The organism is Myxococcus sp. AM011, assembly GCF_013372595.1.
GTDB classification, from domain to species: Bacteria; Myxococcota; Myxococcia; order Myxococcales; family Myxococcaceae; genus Myxococcus; species Myxococcus eversor.
The window spans coordinates 1-20,926 of sequence record NZ_JABXEM010000070.1 but is presented as its reverse complement, the minus strand read 5'-3'; the positions used below and the strand labels follow the sequence as shown (position 1 = coordinate 20,926).

Here is a 20,926-nt window from a genome sequence, read left to right as displayed (position 1 = left end):
CTACCCCTGTTTCCGTGCCCGTTGCTGTTGCCGCTTCAGACTCTCCAGCTGACGCTTCGCCCGGTCCTGCGCCGTCTCCACCGAGGAAGCCCCGGCCGGAGTTCCCTGACGCACGAAACGGGCGAGCGCGCTGACGGTGGGATGCTCCAACAGCTTGAGCAGCGGCAGCTCCCCACCGAGCACCGCCTTGAGTCGGGTGTGCACCTGCACCATCAGGAGCGAGTGGCCACCCAGGTCGAAGAAGTTGTCGTTCACGCCGACCTGCTCGACCTTGAGCACTTCCTTCCAGATGTCGGAGATCTGCTGCTCCAACTGGCCCTGCGGCGCCACGAAGGCCGCGCGCGAGGCCCGCGTCGCCGTGGGCGCGGGCAGGGCCTTGCGGTCCACCTTGCCGTTGGGCGTGAGGGGCAGCGCCGGCAGCTCCACCACCAGCGACGGCACCATGTGCTCGGGCAGTCGCTGCGCCACCGCGTCGCGCAGCGCGGCCGCGTCGATGGCGTGGCCGTCACGCTGCACCACATACGCCACCAGTCGCACGTCGCCCGGCGTGTCCTCGCGGGCCACCACGACGGCTTCGCGCACCTCCGGCCTGGCGCTGAGCACCGCCTCGATTTCACCCGCCTCGATGCGGAAGCCACGCACCTTGAGCTGGTGGTCCACGCGGCCCAGGAACTCCACCGTGCCGTCTTCGCGCCAGCGCGCCCTGTCGCCCGTGCGGTACAGCCGCGCGCCCGGCTCGCGGGAGAACGGGTCCGGCAGGAAGCGCTCCGCCGTCAGCTCCGGACGCGCCAGGTAGCCGCGCACCACGCCCGCGCCACCGATGAACAACTCCCCGGGCACGCCCACCGGCACCGGGCGCATCCGCGCGTCGAGCAGGTAGAACTGCGTCCTCAGGAACGGCGTGCCGATGGAAACCACCGGCGCGGACTCGTCGCGCACGTCGTGCGTGGACGACCAGATGGTCGTCTCCGTGGGGCCGTACATGTTGAGCAGCCGCGAGCCCTCGCCCAGCACCTGCCGCAGCGATGCGCCGAGGGAGGAGGGGAGGGCCTCGCCGCCGACCATCAGCCGGTGCAGCCCGCCCACCGCCTCGGTGGACTCGGGCTCGGCCATCAGCGCGCGCGCCAGCGACGGCGTGCATTGCAGGTGCGTGACGGCGTGCTCGCGCAGGTTGAGCGGAATGGAGCGCGCGGTGCCGGAGCGACGGCCCTCGCGGTCCGCCTGGAGCTTCACCTCGAGGAGCAGGGGCAGGCTGGCCAGCACGGTGTCCGCGGGGATTCCGAAGTCGATGAGGCAGCCCACCTCGTCCACGCCCAGCGAACGCAGCCGCTCCATCTGCTCACGCACGGAGCGCGGGGTGCCGAACAAGCCGCTCGTCTCGAAGTAACGCTCGAACGCCTGCGCCGCCAGCCGATCCAGATCCGCCTCGGTCGCCGTGTTCAGGTCCACGCCCAGCGTCTGCCCCAGGCCTCGCATCAGGTCCGCGGAGCTGCGCAGGTAGTCGCGGAAGGGCTTCTCCACCACCGAGCGCACCTGGGCGGCGTCCTCGCCGATGAAGGTGTGGAGCATCAGCGTGACGTGGCCGTCACCCGCGTGGCCCGCGGCGCGCCAGGCGTCACGGTAGAGGACCAGCTTCTTCTCCAGGTCCTCCCACGTCTGTCCCAGCAGGTGGGTGAGGACGTGGCAGCCCAGCTTGCCCGCGGTGAGGAACGTCTCCGGGTTGCCCGCCGCCGTGAGCCACACCGGCAGCTCCTTCTGCACCGGGCGGGGCCGCAGCGTCACGTCCACCTGCGCGCCCGCGCCGCCCGTCATGCGCAGCGTCTCACCGCGCCAGAGGCGACGCACCGTCTCCAGTCCCTCCAGCATCAGCTCGCGGCGCTTCTCGTAGCGCTCGGGCGCGAAGACGAAGTCGTTCGCGTGCCAGCCGGAGGCGACGGAGATGCCCACTCGGCCTCGGGAGATGTTGTCCACCAGCGCCCATTCCTCGGCCACGCGGACCGGGTGGTGCAGGGGCAACACGACGCTGCCGGCGCGGATGGCCACGCGCTCCGTCACCGCGGCGATGGCAGCGCTCGCGACAGAGGGGCTGGGGTACAGGCCGCCGAAGGCGTGGAAGTGGCGCTCCGGCGTCCACACCGCCGCGAAGCCATGGCGGTCCGCGAACTTCGCGCCCTCCAGCAGCAACCGGTAGCGGTCTCCCGACGCCGCCTCCGCGTCATCCGCGAAGTAGAAGAGGCTCATCTCCATCGGCTTGCGCTTCGACGCGGAGGCGCGCGCGGGCGCTTTGATTGACGCGCCGTCGCCCTGCACCACCACCTTGAAGCCGCGCGTGAGCGTCCACAGCAGCTCCAGCACGGAGATGTCGAAGGAGACGCTGGTGACGGCCAGCCACGCGCCCGCGGGCTGGTCGCCGATGCGCGCATCCATCGCGGTGAAGAAGTTGGCCACGCCGCCATGGGGCACCATGACGCCCTTGGGGCGCCCCGTGGAGCCGGACGTGTAGATGACGTACGCGAGGTTCGCCGGGCCCATGCCGGAAGGAGGAGGCGCATCGCGCCCCGCGCCGGCCGTCAGCGCCACGCTCTCCAGCGGAACGACGCGAGCGCGTCCCGCGGGCACGGTGCCTTCCAGGTGCGTCTCCGTGAGCAGCACCGTCGCGCCCGAGTCCTCGAGCATGTACGCCAGGCGCTCGCGGGGATAGTCCGGGTCCAGCGGCACGTAGGCGCCGCCCGCCTTGAGCACGCCCATCATCGCGACGACCATGGCCGCCGAGCGCTCCAGGCACAGGCCCACCCGCACCTCGGGCCCCACGCCCAGCGTCCGCATGTGCCACGCCAGCGCGTTGGAGCGCGCGTCCAGCTCCGCGTACGTGAGCGCCGCGTCGTCACCCACCACGGCCACGGCGTCGGGCGTCTTCGCCGCCTGGGCGCGGAACTGCGCGTGGATGCACGCCGCCGCGTCCTCGGGGGCCGAAGGCGTCAGCTCGTTCCAGTCCACCAGCAGCCGCCGCGTCTCCACGGCGTCGAGCAGGGGCAGGTCCTCCACCCGCGTCTCGGACGTGTCCACCGCCGCGCGCAGCAGCGTCTCCAGGTGCTTCGCCAGGCGCGCCACGGTGGCGGCCGTGAAGAGGTCCGTGCGGTACTCGAGCGCACCGGTGAGGCCGTCCGCCGTCTCCGCGAGCGACAGCTGGAGGTCGAACTTCGACGTGCCCTCCACCGCGCCGTCCGGCACCGGCAACACCGGCTGCCACTGCATGCCCGGCACCGTCAGGTCCGTGGGAGGCAACGCCTCCAGCAACAGCGCCGTCTGGAACAGCGGGTTGTCCGCGCCACCGCGAGGAGCCCGCGCCGCGCCGACGACTTCCTCGAAGGGGAGGTCCGCGTGGGACAGCGCCTCGTGGAAGGTCTGCCGAGTCCGCGCGAGCAGCTCGCGGAAGGACGGCTGCCCCGACACGTTCGCCCGCAGCACGAGCGTGTGCGCGAAGAAGCCCACGACGTCGCGCAGCTCAGGGCGCTCGCGGTTCGCCACCACGGTGCCCACGCCGAAGTCTTCCTGGCCGCTGTAGCGGTGCAGGAGCGCCGTCCATGCCGCCGTCAGCGTGACGAAGAGCGTGCAGCCCTCGCGACGCCCCAGCGCGCGCAGCGACTCCACCAGCGAACGCTCCAGCGTGAGCCGGTGCAGAGCGCCCTGGAAGCCCGGCTCCCGGGGACGGGGGAAGTCGGTGGGCAGCTCCAGGCGCGACAGGCCCGCGAGCTGCTTGCCCCAATACGCCCGCTGCCCGTCGAGCCGCGCGCCCAGGCCCTGCTGCCACCGCGCGAAGTCCGTGTACTGGAGGGTGGGGAGCGGCAGCTCGGCGCCTGTTCCGGAGACCTGTGCCCGGTACAGCGCCGCCAGCTCACGCGCCAGCACGCCGATGGACCAGCCATCCGTGGCGATGTGGTGCTGGGTCATCAGCAGCACGTGCTCGTGCTCACCCAGGGCCACCAGCGAGGCGCGCACGGAGGGGCCCTCGGACAGGCGGAAGGGCTCGCGCGACTGCTCCAGCGACAGCCGCCGCAGCTCCGCGGCGCGGGCCTCGGACTCCAGCGCGCGCAGGTCGAAGCGGGGAAGCGCCAGCGGCGCGGGCGCGCGTGTCACCAGGCGCGGCTGTCCGTCCACCTCGGGGAAGCCCGCGCTCAGCGTGGGGTGCCGCGCCAGCAGCGCGTCCAGGCTGCGCCCCAGGGCCTCCGCGTCCAGGGGGCCGGTGAGCCGCAACTGGAAGTGGAGGTTGTAGAGCGCGCTGTCCGGCACCAGCCGGTCCAGGAACCACAGGCGGAGCTGGCCCGACGACAAGGGCAGCTCACCCTCGCGAGGCCCCGCGGTGAGCGGCGGCGCGACAAGCGAGGTCTCCGGCCGGATGCCCTGCCACGCCTCCAGCAGCTTCGCGGCGGCGGCGTCCAGCGTCGGGCTCATCCAGAGGAAGGCGGCGGGCAGGGCCACGCCCAGCTCCGACTCCAACTGGCCGTGCAGCTCCAGCACCATCAGCGAGTCGAGTCCCAGGCTCGCCAGCTCCGTGTGGCCCGGCAGCTTCGCGGCGTCCATGCGCAGCGTGCGCGCTACCGCATAGCGCAGGTAGTCCTGGACGTGCGCGGCGCGCTCCGACTCGGCCGCCAGCGCGAGCGTCTCCTTCAGGGGACGCGTCGGCGCCGCGGGCACTTCAATCGCCTCGGGCTCCGTCACGGAGGCCTCGACGACTTCCAGCTCGCCCGCCAGATAGGCCGCCTTCGTCGCCCGGCGCTGAATCTTCCCGCTGGACGTCTTGGGGATGCTGCGCGCCACGAGCAGCACCACGCCATGCGCGTGGACCGCGTGCTGCTCGGCGCACGCGCGACGCACGGCTGAGACGACCGCGGAGGCGTCGAAGCCGTCGCGGATGTCCACCTCGGCCGCGAGCACCAGCTTCTCCTCGCCCTCCACGTCCACGCTGAAGGCCGCGCAGCAACCGGCGCGAATGGCGCGGTGCGCGCGCTCCGCCTCCAGCTCCAAATCCTGGGGGTACAGGTTGCGGCCCCGGATGATGAGCAGGTCCTTGAGCCGGCCGGTGACGAAGAGCTGCCCTTCGGGCGACAGGAAGGCCAGGTCTCCGGTGCGCAGGAACGGACCTTCGCCCGAGGCCAGCCGCGCCCCGAAGGCGTGCGCCGTCTCCTCGGGCCGTGACCAGTACCCCTGCGCCACGCTCGGACCCGACACCCACACCTCGCCCACGGCATTCGCGCCCAGCGGCTCGCGCGTCTCGGGATGGACGATCAGAACCCGCTGGTCAGGGGCACTGATTCCCGCGCCCACCAGCGTGCGCACGCGCGCGTTGTCGGTGGCCTCGGTCGGAGCCTCCGCGCGGCCCTGCTCCAGCGCCTCCGCGGTGAAGCGACCGTGCACGACGGGCTCGCCCTGCGTGCCACCCGTGACGATGAGCGTGGCCTCCGCCAGGCCGTAGCAGGGATAGAACGACGTGCTCTTGAAGCCACAGGGAGCGAAGGCGTCGGCGAAGCGCTCCAGCGTCTCGCGCCGCACCGGCTCCGCGCCGTTGAAGGCCAGCTCCCAGCTCCCCAGCTTCAGCTTCGCCCGGTCCTCATCGGTCGCCTTCCTCACGCACAAGTCGTAGGCGAAGTTGGGCCCGCCGCTGCACGTCGCCTGGAAGTGGGAGATGGCCTCCAGCCACCGCAGCGGGCGCTGCAGGAAGGAGATGGGCGACATCAGCGTACAGGGGAAGCCGAGGTACATCGGCTGCAGCACTTTTCCGATGAGCCCCATGTCGTGGAACATGGGCAGCCAGCCCATCCCCGACGAGCGCGACGCATCCAGCCCGAACCCTCGGGAGATGAGTGCCTCGTTGTGGAGGATGTTGGCGTGGCTCACCATCACCCCCTTGGGATTACCCGTGGAGCCTGACGTGTACTGGAGGAACGCCAGCGTGCCGCCCTCCAAATCAGGACGGCGCCAGTCCGCGGCCTGAGCCTCCGGCACCGCGTCACTGGCCAGCCACTTCAGCTCCGCCAGCTCCGGCGCCTGGGGCGTGAACAGCTCCGACATCTCCAGGATGAAGCTGGTGGTGAGCACGTAACGCGCGCCGCAGTCCTGGGCGATGGCGCGCAGGCGGGGCAGGGTGCGCTCCAGGCGCGTTGGATCTGGCGGGTAACAGGGGACCGCCACCACGCCGCCGTAGAGACAGCCCATGAAGCCCGCGACGAATTCCATGCCGGGCGCATACAGCAGCAGCGCACGCTGCCCCCGAGCCCCCGAGGCTTCCAGCAGCGCGCCCAGCGCCCTGGCGCGCGTGTCCAGCCGCGCGTAGCTCCACTCCTCGGTGGGGCCGTCGACATCGCCCGATTCCAGGAAGCGATACAGCAGCGAATCACCCTGTGTCTGCGCGCGGTGGCACAGCAGATCCACGAGGTGGGGGAAGTCACCCGGTGACGGCTCGTTGCGCTGTTTCATCCCTGCTCCCAGGCGGACGGCTCGCGAAGTGGGTTCCGCGGGCCCGAGGAGTAGGCCGCTCCTGGGACCGCTTCAGTCCAGTTGGCTGGTGAAGTCCTCGACCCTCAACAGCGGGCGGATTCGACAATCCGCCTCGCGAGGGGCGCGGCCGCGGTGCTCCCCCCGGTCTGCCGCGAGGAACCCGCTACCGCACGGGGGCACGGCACCGGTACCGGGAGCCGTGAACGAGGAAAATTAGGTCGGAGGTGAAGCATGCCCTCTGGCTTCATCCCTTGTTTTATCTGGAATGTCTAGTCAGCCTCGAACGGCGCTAACTCCTTGGTTTGTCAGGGGGTCAGGCACTTCTGATAAACTGGTACGCTTCGCTCGCGAGACCGCATGGCTTCGACTCAAGTTTCGTCGTACCCCCCGGGTCCCCGGGGGCTTCCCATCTGGGGCAACATCCTGCGACATGAGACCGACCCATTGGGTCTCTTCGTCGATGGTTTCAGGGCGCACGGCGACGTGGTCCGCTTCCGGTTGGGCGCCCACGCGACCTACATGGTGAGTCATCCGGACCACGTCCGTTATTTCCTCACGGAAAACGCCCCCAACTACTCCAAGCCGGAGCTGGTGGATGACCCCTTCCTGGGCAACGGGCTCTTCGTGAGCGAGGGGAACTACTGGAGGCGGCAGCGGAGGCTCGTGCAGCCCGCCTTCCACAGGGAGCGGCTGACCGGCCTGCTGGCGGGCATGGTGGACCTCATCCAGCGAAAGCTGAACCACTGGGAGGTGGCGGACAAGCCGGGGCGGCGGTTCGACATCGCGGAGGAGATGGGGGTGCTCTCGCTGCGGATGACGACGCGGGCGCTGTATTCAGAAGAGCCCGACGAGCCGATGGCGGAGGCCATCCGCCGGATGATGTGGACGATGAACGACCGCGGCTCGCTTCTGTACCGGCTCCTGAAGCTGGAGCGGCTGCCCATCTACAAGAAGAAGTGGGCGGACTTCTTCGCCACGCTGCGCCAGCTCAACCGCAAGGCGAAGGAGGTCATCGCCCGGCGCAAGGAAGGCGGCCCCGAGGACGACATCATGTCCATGATGGTGGCCGCGAAGGACCGCGACACCGGCGAGGGCATGACGGACAAGGAGCTTCGTGACGAGTTCATGAACCTCTTCTCCGGCAACGAGGGCCCGGGAGCCGCGCTTTCGTGGGCGTGGCACCTGCTGTCGACCCATCCCGAAATCGCCGACAAGCTGGCGTCGGAGAGCGCGGCGGTGCTCGGAGGAAGGGCGCCGACGCTGGAGGACCTGCCGCGCCTGCGCTACGCCACCCAGGTGTTCGAGGAGACGCTCCGCCTGTATCCCACGGCCTGGCGCCTTCCGCGAGTGGCCAAGGAGGCGGACACGCTGGGCGGCTACCCCGTGGCGCCGGGCTCGGTGGTCATGGCCATCCCCTACGTGCTGCACCGGCATCCGGAGTTCTGGCCGTCGCCGGAGAAGTTCGACCCGGACCGCTTCGCCCCCGAGCCGCGCGGCGCGCGCCACAAGTTCGCCTACCTGCCGTTCGGCGCGGGCCAGCACATCTGCATCGGCAACAACCTGTCGCTGATGTTCGGCGCGCTCGTGCTGGCGATGGTCTCCCAGCGCTACCGCCTCCGCGCCATTCCCGGGCGGAAGGTGAACATCTATCCAGGCATCTCCCTGTTGCCCCACGGCGGGCTGCCGATGACGCTGGAGCCCCGGAAGTGACGTGACGTCATGCCCGCGGCGGGCGAGATTCAGCCCGCCGCGCGCGCCGCTTCCTGTTCCTTCGCCGCGTAGAGCGCCTGGATGTTGGCGCCTCCGAAGCCCCGGGCCTGCTGGCGCTGGATGACCTCGAAGAAGAGGGTGCGCCGCGCGTGCTGGGAGCGGGTGAAGACCTGCAACAGCACGCCCCAGGCGTCCCGGTCCATCAGGATGTTGCGCTCCTGGAGCAGCTCTCGCCGGAACGGGCCCAGCGAGCCCAGGCGTGTCTCCAGCCCTTCGTAGTACCCCCGGGGCGCGTCGAGCAGCTTCACTCCGCGCTGGGTGAGCCCGTCCACCGCGCGGGAGATGTCGTCCGCGAGGAAGGCCAGGTGCTGCACGCCCGCGCCGCCGTGGGCGTCGATGAAGTCCTCGAGCTGCCCCCGTCGCGCGCCGGAGACGGGCTCCTGCAGCGGGAAGCACACCCGGCCCTTCGCGGCCTGCACCACTCGGGAGCTCATGCCGCTGTACTCGGTGCGCACGTCCTCCTGGTGGGTCTGCTCGAAGCCGAGCACGTCCACGTAGAAGCCCACCGTGTCGAGCAACTGGCCCCGCTCCAGCGCGAAGGCGAGGTGGTCCACTCCGGAGAACAGCGCCGCTCCCGAGGGCCCCGCGTCCACCGGCAGATACGCTCCCGGGAGGAACGCGCCTGACGGAGTGTCACGCTGGATGAGCGAGTGCACCCAAGTGCCGGGTCCGGAGATGGTGGCCTTGACCACGCGCTGGCCATTGGCTTCGTGGACGAAGGGCTCGGACACCCCGCGGGCGCCCCGGCTCACCGCCTCGCGAAAGGCCTTGTGCACGTCCGGCGTCGCCAGCGCGATGTCGCGCACGCCATCGCCGTGAGTCCGTACGTACGCGGCCACTTCTCCGCCGGCGCCCAGCGCGGAGGTGACGACCAGCCGCGCGTCTCCCTGCTCGAGCACGAAGGAGCGACGGCCCGCCAACCCCGTCTCCGGTCCGCCGCTGGCCACCATCCGGAAGCCGAACGCGTGACAGAAGAAGTAGGCGGAGAGCGCCGCGTCGCCCACGAAAAGCTCGGCATGATCCACGCGTGTGAACTCCACTCGGAGAACCTCGATTCAATGGGCTGGGCTATTCCAGGCCAGCCTGATGGGAGCGCCACACGGTTGCTTCGTTGCAATAGCCAATTATCATGGATAATCGCCGTAAACCACTCAGTGCGACATCTCCGAGGGCGGACGGTGTATCACCCGAGGCTCACGCCCAGAGAGCGTGTGCGGTGATATGCCACTCGTTGCTCACGCCGAGACGGCGGTGGGCGCGGGTGCGGCGTCTTGCGTGGAGACGAGCTGCCCTGACTCGAGCTTGAGCAGGTGGTCGGCCAGGTGGAAGTAGCGGTCATCGTGGCTGATGACGAAGACGAGCTTCCCCTGGTTCTTCAGCGCGGGGAGCATCTCCCGGTAGAACAGCTCCCGGAAGATGGGGTCCTGGTCCGCGGCCCACTCGTCGAAGACGTAGATGGGGCGGTCCTCCAGGAATGACGTCAGCAGGGCCAGGCGCTTTCGCTGTCCCTGGGAGAGCGACACGGTGGACAGCTTGCCGTCCTCCACCTTCACCTTGCGCTCCAACTGGAGCCGGGACAGGTAGCCGCGAGCCTTCTCCTCGAGCCCGGGGTGGTCCAGGCCGAGCATGCGCTCGAAGAGGTGGAAGTCGAAGAAGACAGAGGAGAAGAGCTGCCGGTAGGCGCGGCGATTGGACGCGGTGATGGGGACGCCGTCCACGCGCAGCTCGCCCTTCTCCGGCGCGTAGAGGCCGGTGAACAGCTTGGCCAGCGTCGTCTTGCCGCTGCCATTGCCGCCCACGAGGAAGACGAGCTGGCCCCGGTGCATCGTCGTGTTGATGGGGCCCAGCGTGAAGCTCGCGCCGTCCTGCTCGCGGTAGTAGGTGTGGGTGACGTCCGCCAGCTCGATTCGCTCGAACTTCGTCGGCACCGCGCCATCGGCGGCGGGGGGCTCCGGGTCCTCCAGCGACAGGCCCAGCTTCTCCAGCTTCTTCATCGCCACGTGGCTGCGAGACAGGGCTGGCCACTGATTCAACAGGCCGTCGAGCGGCTGTTGCAGATACAGCACCACCAGCGCGTACGCGGCCAGCGTGGACATCTCCACCGTCTGGAACCGGGGCACGCCGAAGAGGATGACGGCGATGACGGCCATCACCATGAAGCCGCCCCAGCTCCCGGTGACGATGAAGAGGTTGTTCGTCGAAAGGGAGACGCGGGAGACCTCCTCGGCCGTCGGCTTGAGCTCCTTGGCGAAGAAGTCCTCGCTGCGCGCGTGGTGGAGCTGCAGCTCCTTGGCGCCGTCGATGAGCGTCCTGAAGCTGGAGTACAGGGCGTCGTGGCTCTCGCGCCGCTTGAAGAACTGCGAGTACGCGTAGCGGTTCGGAATGGCGACGCTCGCCATCACCACCGCGATGACCGCGAGGATCATCATCAGGAGCGGCCCGGACAGCCACGCCAGGTAGACGAGGCAGCCCACGAGCGTCGCCAGGCAGATGATGACGCCGGGGATGACGGAGATGGTGCTGTTGATGACGGCGATGTCCTCCGTCAGCGCGGCCAGCAGCTTGTGCGAGCCGGCGTCCTCCAGCTTCCGCAGCGGGGCCGCCAGCATGCGCCGGCACAGCGACAGCCGGAGGTCCAGCAGCGCCACCTGCTGCATGGAGCTCAGCTGCATCTGCGACACGATTCGCAGCACCAGCACCGCCACCGCCAGGCCGACGAACCAGGGCATCAGCGGCATCGCGTCCGCTACCGTCCGGGACGTGAGCGTCTGGTTCATCACCGCGACGAGCGCCGCGCTGCACGCACCCGTGAGGATGCCCAGGAGCGCCGCGAGGATGATGGGGAGTTTGGACTTCTGGAAGAGCAGGGCGAGCAATGACACGACGGCTCCCGGAGACCCGGAGGGACCTGAGAATCGGGCCCTCGCCGCTCTCATACGTCATTGCCGCGCGAAGTGATACCCGTGGACAGGCTGCTTATCGGGTTATCATGGTGCCAGGCGAGACAGGGTGCCGCCACCCTTGGCGGGCGGGCCGGGGGCACGGAATACTGGGGGGATATGCGACTGCCCTCCTTCGTCCCCGACGCGTTGACAGCCCTGGTGCTTCTCGGGGGGACCGCCTGGGTCGGGCTCGCGCTCGCCTTGACAGGGGCGGGGCCCGAAGGCGCGCACCTCCTCAGGGCGTCGGGTGCGCTGGCCGTGGCGGCCGTGGCCCTCGTCGTGTGGCGGCGGTTCGGCTCGCGCCTGGGCGCGGTGGCGTGGGTTCTCGCGGGGTGCGGGGGCCTTCACGTCTGGGCTTATTCCCAGGCGCCGTCGACCGAGCGGGACTGGGCGCCGGACCTGGTCCGGGTGGCTCGCGCGGACGTGGAGGGTCCGCGGGTGACGATTCATGACGTGCGCGACTTCCGCTACCGGAGCACCACGGACTGGGATGCCTCCTGGTACACGGCCACGTATGACGCGCGCGAGCTGACGGGCGCGTGGTTCATCGTCGAGCCCTTCTCCGGCTTCTATGGCGCCGCGCACACCATGGTGAGCTTCGGCTTCTCGGATGGCCGCTACCTCGTCTTCTCCGTGGAGGTGCGCCGAGAGAAGGGGGAGACGTTCTCCGCCGTGGGAGGGCTCTTCCGTCAGTTCGAGCTCGTCTATGTCGTGGGCGACGAGAGAGACCTCGTGCAGCTGCGCTCCAACCACCGGCACGACGAGGTGTACCTCTATCCGGTGAGCGCGTCGAAAGAGCGCATCTCCGACTTCTTCCTGGACATGGTGGCGCGGATGAACGCGCTGCACGCGAAGCCGGAGTTCTACAACTCGCTCACCAACAACTGCACCACCAACCTGGTGAGCCACTTCGAGAAGGTGAGCGCGCTGAAGGTGCCGTATGACCACCGCACGCTGCTGCCGGCGTTCTCGGACGCGCTGGCATACGAGCTGGGCCTCATCGAGACGGACGCGCCGCTGGACGTGGTGCGCGCGCGGCACCGAATCAATCCGCGCGCGCTGGCGGCGGCGAACCAGCCCGACTTCTCGCGGCGCATCCGCCAGGCGGAAGCGCGCGCGGTCGACTCAGCTCCCTGACGCGGCTTTCAGGACGGGGGCCGGCCCGGTTTCCAGGTGGCGGACGTAGTGCGCCTCCAGCGTCGCGAAGTAGCCGCGCTCCTCCCACAGCAGGGCGAGCAGCCGGTCCGCCAGCGACTTCACCTCCGCGCTCTCTCCCGGCTCGGGCGTGCGCGGGCCCGCGTTCTTCGGGTTGAGGAACACGCGCGTGGCCTCGGCCACCAGCATCCGGCTGCTGGCGAAGAGGCGCCGCAGGGCCTGGTTGACGGGCCGCGCGTCCACCTCCGCGCAGGCCGCGACGATGGCCGCGTGGATGGCTTGGGGTTTGTCGCCCTGGAGGCTCAGCGCGTCCAGGTCTCCGCGCTCCAGCGCGTGGTGGAGCAGGTAGCCGTGGTGCAGCGACACGGAGGCCACGTCCACGCAGTCCTTCACCCAGAGCACGAAGAAGATCTTCCGGAAGAGCTTCTTCACGGGCAGGAGCATCATCCCCTTGAGGTAGCCGACCAGCCGGCCGCCCATCGTCCGACCCAGGCTGGAGCCCGCGAGCGCCTCCACGGCCCGGGGCGGCGCGCGCAGCCCTCGCTCCTCCAGGAGCGAGCGGACCAATTGCTCCCGCACCTGGAAGAGGGCGTAGTCATCCAGGAAGGGGACGGGGATGAGGGGCGTCAACCCGGAGGCGACGGCATGCAGCGCCACGCGCCCCAGGGGCGGAGACGACGGAGGGCTCGGCGTGGGGCGGGGGCTCGGCTCGCTCATCACTCATCTCTATGCGAAATCCGGCGGGCGATTGCGTCAGGCCTTCGGCCCGCTCGGCCGGTGGACGGACAGGCTCAGCCCTGACGCGAGCCGCGCGCGTGGGGCAGGAGGACGGAGTACAGGGTGCTCATGACGGGCGTGGGGACGCCGAGCGCATGCCCGCGCCGCGCCACCGTGCCCTGGAGGTACTCGACCTCCAGCGGCTTGCCCGCATCGAAGTCCACCATCATCGACGGGCGAATCTCCGGGGCCATCGCCTCCATGAAGCGCACCACGTCGTCGGGACGCGTGGGGGTGGAGACGCCCTCGGCGGCGGCGACGCGGAGCACCTCTGCGACGGCCTCGCGGAAGACGTCCCGGAAGAAGGGGCCTGCTCTCAAGGGTCCAATCGAGGAGCGCGCCGCGGTACAGAAGCCGGCCATGGTGGCGAGGAAGGCGAGCTTCTCCCAGAGGGGCGCGCGGATGTCGGCCACCGCCTCCGTGTTGAGCCCCGCCTGTGCGAGCACTTCGCGCAGCGCCTGGACGCGCGAGGACACGCGCGAGATGTCCCCGAAGGCCTCCCCCAGCACCACCCGGTGCAGCGTGCCCGCCTGGCGGATGACGCCGGGCTCGGCGATGGCGGTGGAGACGTAGGTCGTCCCTCCGATGACGACGGGCTCGCCCACGGCGGCCGCCACCTCGGAGGGGCTGTCCACGCCGTTCTGGAGCGTGACGACCACCGCGCTGGAGCCTCCGAGCGCGGGACGCTCCGACGCGGCGAGCAGCGTCTTCACCTGGGGCAGCACGCTGGCGACGTCGTAGTTCTTCACCGCCAGCACCACCACGTCCACCGGCCCCAGCCGCGCGGCGTCCTCCTCGGCGCGGACAGGGACGGTGAAGTCTCCCTCCTGGCTGAGGATGGTGAGGCCCTTCTCCCGCATGGCCTTCAAGTGCGAGCCGCGCGCGAGGAAGCCCACCGCATGGCCCGCGCGCACCAACCTCGCGCCGTAATAGCCGCCCACTCCACCCGAACCGACGATGGCGAATCGCATGGCTCGCGAGGATAGCGAGGCGCCGTCACTCCCGCAGGAGTGTTTCGACGGCGCCTCGCACTGAAATCATGTCTCAGCCCGCCAGCGGTCGGATCCGCGCCCCGGTGTCCCAGCCCAGGGCCCCGGACGCGGCGAGAACTTCGGCGCTCGGCGTTCCCGCCTGGGCGATGAACTCCGCGGCGGCCTCCGGCGAGGCGCAGGCGCCGAGGATGCGCTCGGGAATCATGAAGGCGCTGACGATGGCGTCGGCCACCCGGTTGTCCCGGCTGCCCGCGACGAGCAGGTCGATGACGTGCGGCGGAGGCGGCTGCAGGAGCGCGTTGGTCCAGTCCGTCGCCGGGGCCACGGCGGCCCACATCCGCGTCTCCGTGTCGCGGCAGAACTTCTCGTCGAAGGGGCGCTCGGACAGGAGCGCGTCCTGGATGGCGATGGCCAGCGTGAAGGCGGAGGCCGACGCGGCGTTGGCGCCCTGGCCCGCGATGGGGTCGTTCGTCACGTGCGTGTCGCCCACCGTCATCACGAAGCGGCCCTCGCCCACCTGGGCCCAGGCGCGGCGCACCATGGGCGTGAAGCCGCCCTGGAGGAAGTCCAGCGGTCCACGGACGCCGAACTCCGTCGGGTCGATGCGCTCGTACGTCGCGGGCGCGTGGCGGCGCATCAGTTCCAACAGCATCTTGTCGAAGCCGGCCGGGTCGTCGTCTCGCTTGCGGGAGATCATCGATGCCAGCTCGGTGCCAGGAATCGCCTCGATGAGCGTGCTGGGAACGCGGCCGTGCCGGGTGATGATCTGCGATTCGAAGACCTCACCCTGGCCCGGCACCAGGTTGACGTGCATGCCGAAGGGCTCCGGCATCCGCAGGCCCTTGAGCATCGCGGCGAACAGCACGCGCGGCGGCTTGTCGTGCGGCGACAGCTCCGGCACGCGCGGAAACAGCGTGTTGAGTCCGCTTCGCCCGGTGGCCACCACCACCAACGCGTGGCGGCGCGTCAGTCCCTCCAGCGCGGCCAGATCCACCGGCATCACCTCCAGCCGGCCGCCCCGCTCCACGAAGGCCTCCGCGAGCCGGGGCTGATAGAGGCGATAGTCCACGCACAGGCTGGGCTCGCTCACCCGCCCCTTCAGGCTGAACGGGTGCGGCCCGTGGACGTGGATGGCGCAGCGGTTCATCGCCAGCTCGGGCGCGCCCCAGAAGTCCACATACAGCTCCCGCTCCCGCGTGCGTGTGGGCGCATGGTGGGTCACGGTGTTCAGAAGTCGGCCCGTGCGAAGGGCGTCTGGCTCCTGCTCCGCGTAGAGCGTGACGGGAATGCCCTGCGAGAGAAGCTTCAGACCCAGGTGCAGACCGGCAGTGCCGGCGCCGACGATTCCGATGCTCGCCATCTGTCTCTCCTTCACATTTCCTGACTTGAAAGACTTTGAGTCAGGACCGCCCCTCAGGGGATGTGGGGTTCCCCGGGTGTTCCGGGGTGCGCAAGGCTCCATATCACAATGCGAATGGAGTTCTTTAGACTGGTCATACCCCGAGTCTTAGGACCATGGGGGTCCCCAGGCACCCGTTCGCGATTGGACCGTTGGGTTCCGGGTTGGGTACGGACAGTCGACGGCCCTACAGTCGAGGGATGAGCGCGGCTCTCGACGTGGTGCTGGAAGTGGGTGACGTCACCGAGATGAAGGCAGACGTTGCCTTGTTCAAATATGCACAAAGGCTGTACGGCGCCTCCGGCGAGGCCTCGCGGCGACTGGCGGCCGCGGGGGTGGCGCCCGAGCAACTGGCGGTCCAGCCGGGTGAGCACCGCTTCCTGGAGACGCGCGGCGCGCTGGCCTCGCCCCTGGCGCTCTTCGTGGGCACGGTTCGCCTGGGCGCGTTCGGCTACCACGAGATTCGTCAATTCACCCTGCGCGCGCTGAAGGCGTTGGAGGCGCAGCCCCACCTGAAGCACGCGGCGGGCACGGTGCACGGCCCCAACTACGGGCTGGACGAGGACGAGGCGGTGCTGGCCTTCGTGGGCGGGCTCATCGAGGCCTTCCAGCGCGGCACGGGCCCCAAGGGGTTGGAGCGCTTCACGGTGGTGGAGCTGGACATGCGCCGCGCGCTGCGGCTGCGCAAGACGCTGGAGCGGGGCCTGGGGGGAACGCCCGGCGTGGAGCCGTTGCCGGGAGGCGGCTTCCGGGTGCGGCGCAACAGCGCCTTCGTGCAGGCGCCGTCCATGGCGAGCGCGGGCACGGTGTCCATGGCGAAGCCGCATGCCTTCGTGGCCATGCCCTTCGCGCCCGAGCTGGAGGACACGTACCACTACGGCATCCAGGGGCCGGTGAATGCGGCGGGGCTGTTGTGCGAGCGCGTGGATCAGGCCGTGTTCGATGGACCCATCATCCAGCGCATCAAGGAGCGCATCGACACGGCGAAGGTCGTCATCGCGGACCTGTCGCTGGCCAACCCCAACGTGTACCTGGAGGTCGGCTATGCGTGGGGCAAGGGGCGGCCCACGCTGCTCCTGGTCCGCGACGTGAAGGAGCTGCGCTTCGACGTCGCGTCCTACCGGTGCATCGTCTACCGCAACATCCGCGACCTGGAGTCGATGCTCTCGCGGGAGCTGGGGCGGCTCGACAAGCTGGTGTGAGGCGGACTACCAGCCGCGCGCGGCGACGGGCCAGTTGGCCGTCACGGTGTCGCCGCGCAGGACGTGCAGCCGTTCGTGCAGGTTGACGGCGGCGCAGACGTGGTTGGGGACGACGCGCAGGCGGTCTCCCACGCGGGGACGCCAGGATGTGTTGGAGACGTCGAGCAGGCCGTGCTCCTCGGAGACGCTCCGGACGACGAGCTCCGGCCTGTCCAGCAGGGCGCCGTAGCCGCCCGCCGGCGCGAGTCCTTCTTCCTTGGCCAGGGCCTTGGAGCCCGCGTCGACCACCACCTGTCCGGGGACGGCGGTGCTCACCACCGTCGTGAGGACGGAGAAGGCACAGTCACTCCACGCGCACGCGCCGAGCGCGGCGGTGTTGCGGTCATTCAGCACGTTGATGCCCGGGCGGATCTCCGTCAGGCCTTCCACCTCGTGTGAGCGCCACAGCATGGGCGTGGAGCCTCCGCTCACGACTTCGGGGCGGAGGCCCTCGGCGGCGAGCGCGTCCACGAACTCACGCACCCGCGCGGCCTGCTCCCTCACCGCGGATTCCTGTTGCTCCACCGGCGCGCGCACGTGGCCCGGATAGAAGATGACGCCTCGGTACGTCACGGAGGGCATGGCGCTGATTCGACGGGCCAGGGCCACGGCGTCGGCCGGCGTCTGCACGCCCACGCGACGCATGCCCAGGTCCAGCTCCACCAGCACGCCCACGGTGCGGCCCGCGTCATGGGCCGCGCGAATCAAGCCCTCGAGCACCTCCGCCGAGTCGAGCGCCACCGTGAGGCTCGTGCCGCGGGGCAGGGCCATGAGCCGCGCGAGCCTGCCTGTGCCCACGGGGGGATAGGCCAGCAGCACGTCATCGGAGACGGTGGCCATGAGCTCGGCTTCGCGCGGGGTGGCGACGGTGACGCCCACGGCTCCGGCGGCGAGCTGGAGCGCGGTGAGCTCCGCGGTCTTGTGCGTCTTCGTGTGGGGGCGCCAGTGCAGGCGGTGCTCGCGCGAGTACGCGGCCACGCGCCTCAGATTGGCCTCCACGCGGTCCAGGTCCACGAGGGCGGCGGGAGTCGTGAGCGCTTCGAGCGGGAGCAGGTCCATGCCGCGCAATCTGTCACCGCGCGCGTTGACGCTCCAGGTGTCCGTGGGCGCCGTTCGACATGACGAGGCCCGCCGAGAGCCCGGAGTATCTCCTCCGGGCCCAGGCGGGCCTCACGACAGCGCGAAGGCGCGGCGCGCTACTGCGGCTTGGGCGCCGCCACCTTCTTCGCGGGCGGCAGGTACTTCACGCCGAGCTGGCTGAAGATGAAGGAGTACGCGTCCACCTCCTCCTCGATGCGGGAGTTGAGCGGGGTGCCGGAGCCGTGGCCCGTCTCCGCGTCGGCGCGCAGGAGGATGGGGTTCTTGGCCGACGTGGCCGTCTGCATCCGGGCGACCATCTTCCGCGAGTGGAACGGGTCCACGCGCGGGTCATTGGCGCCGGAGGTGAAGAGCACGGGCGGGTACTTCACGCCGTCCTTCACGTTGTGGACGGGCGAGTACGCCAAGAGCGCCTTGAACTGCTCGGGGTCCTTCACCGTGCCGTACTCGGTGACGTTGAACTGGCCGTTGGACGTGCGCTCCGAGCGCAGCATGTCGTAGAGGCCCACGCGGGCCACCACGGCGCCGTACGCCTCCGGGTGCTGGGTGACGACGGCGCCCATCAGCAGTCCGCCGTTGCTGCCGCCCTGGATGGCCAGCTTCTTGGGCTGCGTGTACTTCTGGTCCACCAGCAGCTTCGCGCAGGCGTAGAAGTCGTCGAAGACGTTCTGCTTCTTCGTCAGCGAGCCCTCGGCGTGCCACTTCTCGCCGAACTCCGAACCGCCGCGCAGGTTGGCGATGGCGTAGACGCCGCCCTGCTCCAGCCACAGGCCCGCCAGCGGGCTGAAGCCCGGGCTGATGGAGATGTTGAAGCCGCCGTAGCCGGTGAGCAGCGTGGGGTTGTTGCCGTTGAGCTTCGTGCCCTTCTTCTTGAGGATGGTGAGGGGGACCTTGGTGCCGTCCTTCGACGTGGCCTCGGCGCGCACCACCTCCACGTCACTGACGTCCAGCGGCGAGGTCTTGGCCAGGGCCGTCTTGGTCACCTTGCCGTCCGCGGCGGTGAAGCGGTACCAGGCCTGCGGCTGCACGAAGCTGGAGTTGCTGAAGTAGATGTCGTCGCCACCCGCGCTCACCAGTCCGCCCACCGAGGACACCGGCGGGGTGGGGACCAGGCCCAGGTCCTTGCCCTTCAGGTCCACCATGCGCAGCTGCGACGGGCCGCCGAGCTGCTCGCTCACATACAGCCGCGACTTCGTCGGGAAGAAGCCCTGGACGCTGGCCTCACCCTCGGGCAGCAGCACCGTGGCCTTGTCCAGCGTCGGCGTGGCCAGCGCCAGGCGCAGCACCTTGCCGCGCGGCGTGTCCTGCCGGCTGAGCAGGTAGAGGGCGCCGTCGTGGCCGAACCGGGCGCGGATGACCTTGTCCGCGAACTTCGTCACCTGCGTCCACTTCCCGTCGGGGCCGTGGAGGTACAGCATGAACTCGCCGCCGTCGCCGTTGGCGACCATCGCCTTGACGTACTTGCCATCGGGCGACGTCTCCAGCTCCGTCATGGCGATGCGCGGGAAGTCCTTGCCCAGCGCGTACGTGTCCTGCTCCGTGGGCGTGCCCAGCTTGTGGAAGTACACCTGCTGGAAGAAGTCGCGGTCCGCCGCGGGACGCTCCTCGCCGCGCGGATAGCGGGTGTAGAAGTAGCCCGTCCCGTCCGCGTTCCACGCGAGCCCACCGCCCGCCGTGCCGCCGTTGACGCGGGGCACCACCTCGTTCGGCAGCGGCTTGCCCGTGGCCACGTCGTAGACGGAGACGTCACCGCTCTCCGTGCCGTTCTTCGACAGCGACACCGCCAGCTTCTTGCCGTCCAGCGTGGGCTCGATGAAGTCGATGGTGGTGTGACCCGACGGGTCGATGACCATGGGGTCCAGCAGTGAGCGCTCCTTCGACGTGTCGTCCGGGGAGCCGATGACCACCACGTACGGCTGCTGCCGGGGCGGCTGCATCTTGATGCCGACGAGAGTGCCGTTGGCCTCCGTCAGTCCCCCGTAGCCCGGGGACTTCCAGGACAAGAGCTCGGAGACGCGCTGACGGATGCCCTCGCGGCCCGGCAGCTTGTCCAGGATGGCTCGCGTGTGGGCGTTCTGCCCGTCGTTCCACTGCTTCACCTTCGCGTCGTCGGTGGCCTCCAACCACTGGTAGGGGTCCTTCACCTCCGTGCCGTGGTAGGTGTCGACGACCTCCTGCTTCTCGGTGACGGGCGGCTTGGACGCGCCCTTGCCGGCGGCCGGGGACGTGAGTGGCAGCAGCAGTGCCGCCGCGGCCATTGCGGTTGTCAGCTTCATGTTCACCTCGAGGATGGGAAAGCGGGCGCAGCCTGCCACGTCCCATCTCCCATGGCGCTCTTCCCGACAGGGGAATGTCGTGATGGGACGGGTGTTCCCTCGGGTTGCCGCCAGGCGTGCGGTGCGTCAAACCCGCCGGGGAATTCGAGGACGCCCCACGTCAGGGCGCGCGCAGGGGCAGCTCCACCAGCGCGGCGGCGAAGCGGTCGAAGGCCTCATTGGCGGGGAGGGCGGTGCTCTCGTCCATGTTGCCGAGCATCAGGGCGAAGACGACGCGGGGATGCTCGGCGTCGCCGGGTCGGTCCACCACGCCCGCGAAGCACTTCTGGCCGGAGAGCGTGCCCGTCTTGGCGCGGATGCGGCCCGCGGTGAGGGGCGTGACGGGGCGGGTGGCCAGCGTGCCGTCGACGCCGGCCACGGGCAGGCTGTCCACCAGCGCGTCACCGTAAGGCTCTCGCAGGCTGGTGAAGAGCACGCGCGCCAGGCCTCGTGCCGTGGCCAGGTTGTAGCGGGACAGGCCGCTGCCATCGACGGGGCGCAAGTCGCGAGCGGGGATGCCGCGACGGGTGAGCTCGTCCGCGAGCGCGGTGCTCAGCGTGGCGTAGCCCTCCGTGCCGCTTCTCTCGCGAGCGAAGCGCAGGCCCAGGCGCTCCGCGTAGAGGTTGAGGGACTCCTTGTTGGTGGCCTTCACCAGCTCCGACAGGGGCGGGCTGACCAGCGTCACGAGCGGCTCCGGCACGGGCGGACGCAGGGGGCCGGGGGCCTCCAGGGTGGCTGTCTC

Annotated in this window: 12 protein-coding genes; 3 read left to right on the top strand and 9 right to left on the bottom strand. The window is 70.0% G+C overall.

What is annotated here, in order from left to right:
- Nucleotides 1-6,474, bottom strand: coding sequence for a MupA/Atu3671 family FMN-dependent luciferase-like monooxygenase (locus HUW62_RS16800; protein ID WP_176435028.1), 6,474 nt, complete (start codon nt 6,472-6,474; stop codon nt 1-3).
- A gap of 378 nt (nt 6,475-6,852) precedes the next feature.
- Here HUW62_RS16800 and HUW62_RS16795 point away from each other — a divergent pair, with 378 nt between their 5' ends.
- On the top strand, nt 6,853-8,205 hold the full coding sequence (locus HUW62_RS16795) for a cytochrome P450 (RefSeq protein ID WP_176435027.1): 1,353 nt from the start codon (nt 6,853-6,855) through the stop codon (nt 8,203-8,205).
- Between the two features lie 29 nt (nt 8,206-8,234).
- On the opposite strand, the gene hppD is transcribed toward HUW62_RS16795, so the two are convergent.
- Together hppD and HUW62_RS16785 are read right to left on the bottom strand one after the other, a co-directional pair.
- Nucleotides 8,235-9,290: a 4-hydroxyphenylpyruvate dioxygenase gene (gene hppD, locus HUW62_RS16790; RefSeq protein WP_163869376.1), complete on the bottom strand. Its 1,056-nt coding sequence runs from the start codon at nt 9,288-9,290 to the stop codon at nt 8,235-8,237.
- 210 nt (nt 9,291-9,500) lie between these two features.
- Complete coding sequence (locus HUW62_RS16785) at nt 9,501-11,147, bottom strand: cyclic peptide export ABC transporter (protein WP_163869375.1); 1,647 nt, start codon at nt 11,145-11,147, stop codon at nt 9,501-9,503.
- 177 nt (nt 11,148-11,324) lie between these two features.
- Between HUW62_RS16785 and HUW62_RS16780 the strand changes: the two genes are divergently transcribed.
- The gene (locus tag HUW62_RS16780) at nt 11,325-12,344 is read left to right on the top strand and encodes a DUF4105 domain-containing protein (protein WP_176435026.1); all 1,020 of its coding nucleotides are present in this window, start codon (nt 11,325-11,327) and stop codon (nt 12,342-12,344) included.
- Here the strand turns inward: HUW62_RS16780 and HUW62_RS16775 are convergent.
- From HUW62_RS16775 to HUW62_RS16765, 3 genes are all read right to left on the bottom strand, one after another.
- On the bottom strand, nt 12,333-13,079 hold the full coding sequence (locus tag HUW62_RS16775) for a hypothetical protein (RefSeq protein ID WP_163869373.1): 747 nt from the start codon (nt 13,077-13,079) through the stop codon (nt 12,333-12,335). The two genes, HUW62_RS16780 and HUW62_RS16775, sit on opposite strands and share 12 nt — an antisense overlap.
- A 74-nt stretch (nt 13,080-13,153) precedes the next feature.
- Nucleotides 13,154-14,110 carry a ketopantoate reductase family protein gene (locus HUW62_RS16770; protein ID WP_163869372.1) on the bottom strand — a complete coding sequence of 319 codons (957 nt, stop codon included), beginning with the start codon at nt 14,108-14,110 and terminating at the stop codon, nt 13,154-13,156.
- Between the two features lie 73 nt (nt 14,111-14,183).
- On the bottom strand, nt 14,184-15,491 hold the full coding sequence (locus HUW62_RS16765) for a styrene monooxygenase/indole monooxygenase family protein (RefSeq protein ID WP_176435025.1): 1,308 nt from the start codon (nt 15,489-15,491) through the stop codon (nt 14,184-14,186).
- A 239-nt stretch (nt 15,492-15,730) separates the two neighbouring features.
- On the opposite strand from HUW62_RS16765, the gene HUW62_RS16760 reads away from it, so the two are divergent.
- The gene (locus tag HUW62_RS16760; RefSeq protein WP_163869370.1) at nt 15,731-16,732 is read left to right on the top strand and encodes a hypothetical protein; all 1,002 of its coding nucleotides are present in this window, start codon (nt 15,731-15,733) and stop codon (nt 16,730-16,732) included.
- Nucleotides 16,733-16,738: 6 nt separating this feature from the next.
- Here the strand turns inward: HUW62_RS16760 and HUW62_RS16755 are convergent, their stop codons facing one another.
- The 3 genes from HUW62_RS16755 to HUW62_RS16745 form a co-directional block, all read right to left on the bottom strand.
- Complete coding sequence (locus HUW62_RS16755) at nt 16,739-17,830, bottom strand: D-TA family PLP-dependent enzyme (protein ID WP_163869369.1); 1,092 nt, start codon at nt 17,828-17,830, stop codon at nt 16,739-16,741.
- 137 nt (nt 17,831-17,967) lie between these two features.
- Nucleotides 17,968-20,145 carry a prolyl oligopeptidase family protein gene (locus HUW62_RS16750; protein ID WP_163869368.1) on the bottom strand — a complete coding sequence of 726 codons (2,178 nt, stop codon included), beginning with the start codon at nt 20,143-20,145 and terminating at the stop codon, nt 17,968-17,970.
- Between the two features lie 160 nt (nt 20,146-20,305).
- Nucleotides 20,306-20,926: D-alanyl-D-alanine carboxypeptidase (locus HUW62_RS16745; protein WP_176435024.1), on the bottom strand; the 621-nt coding region annotated here is incomplete at its 5' end.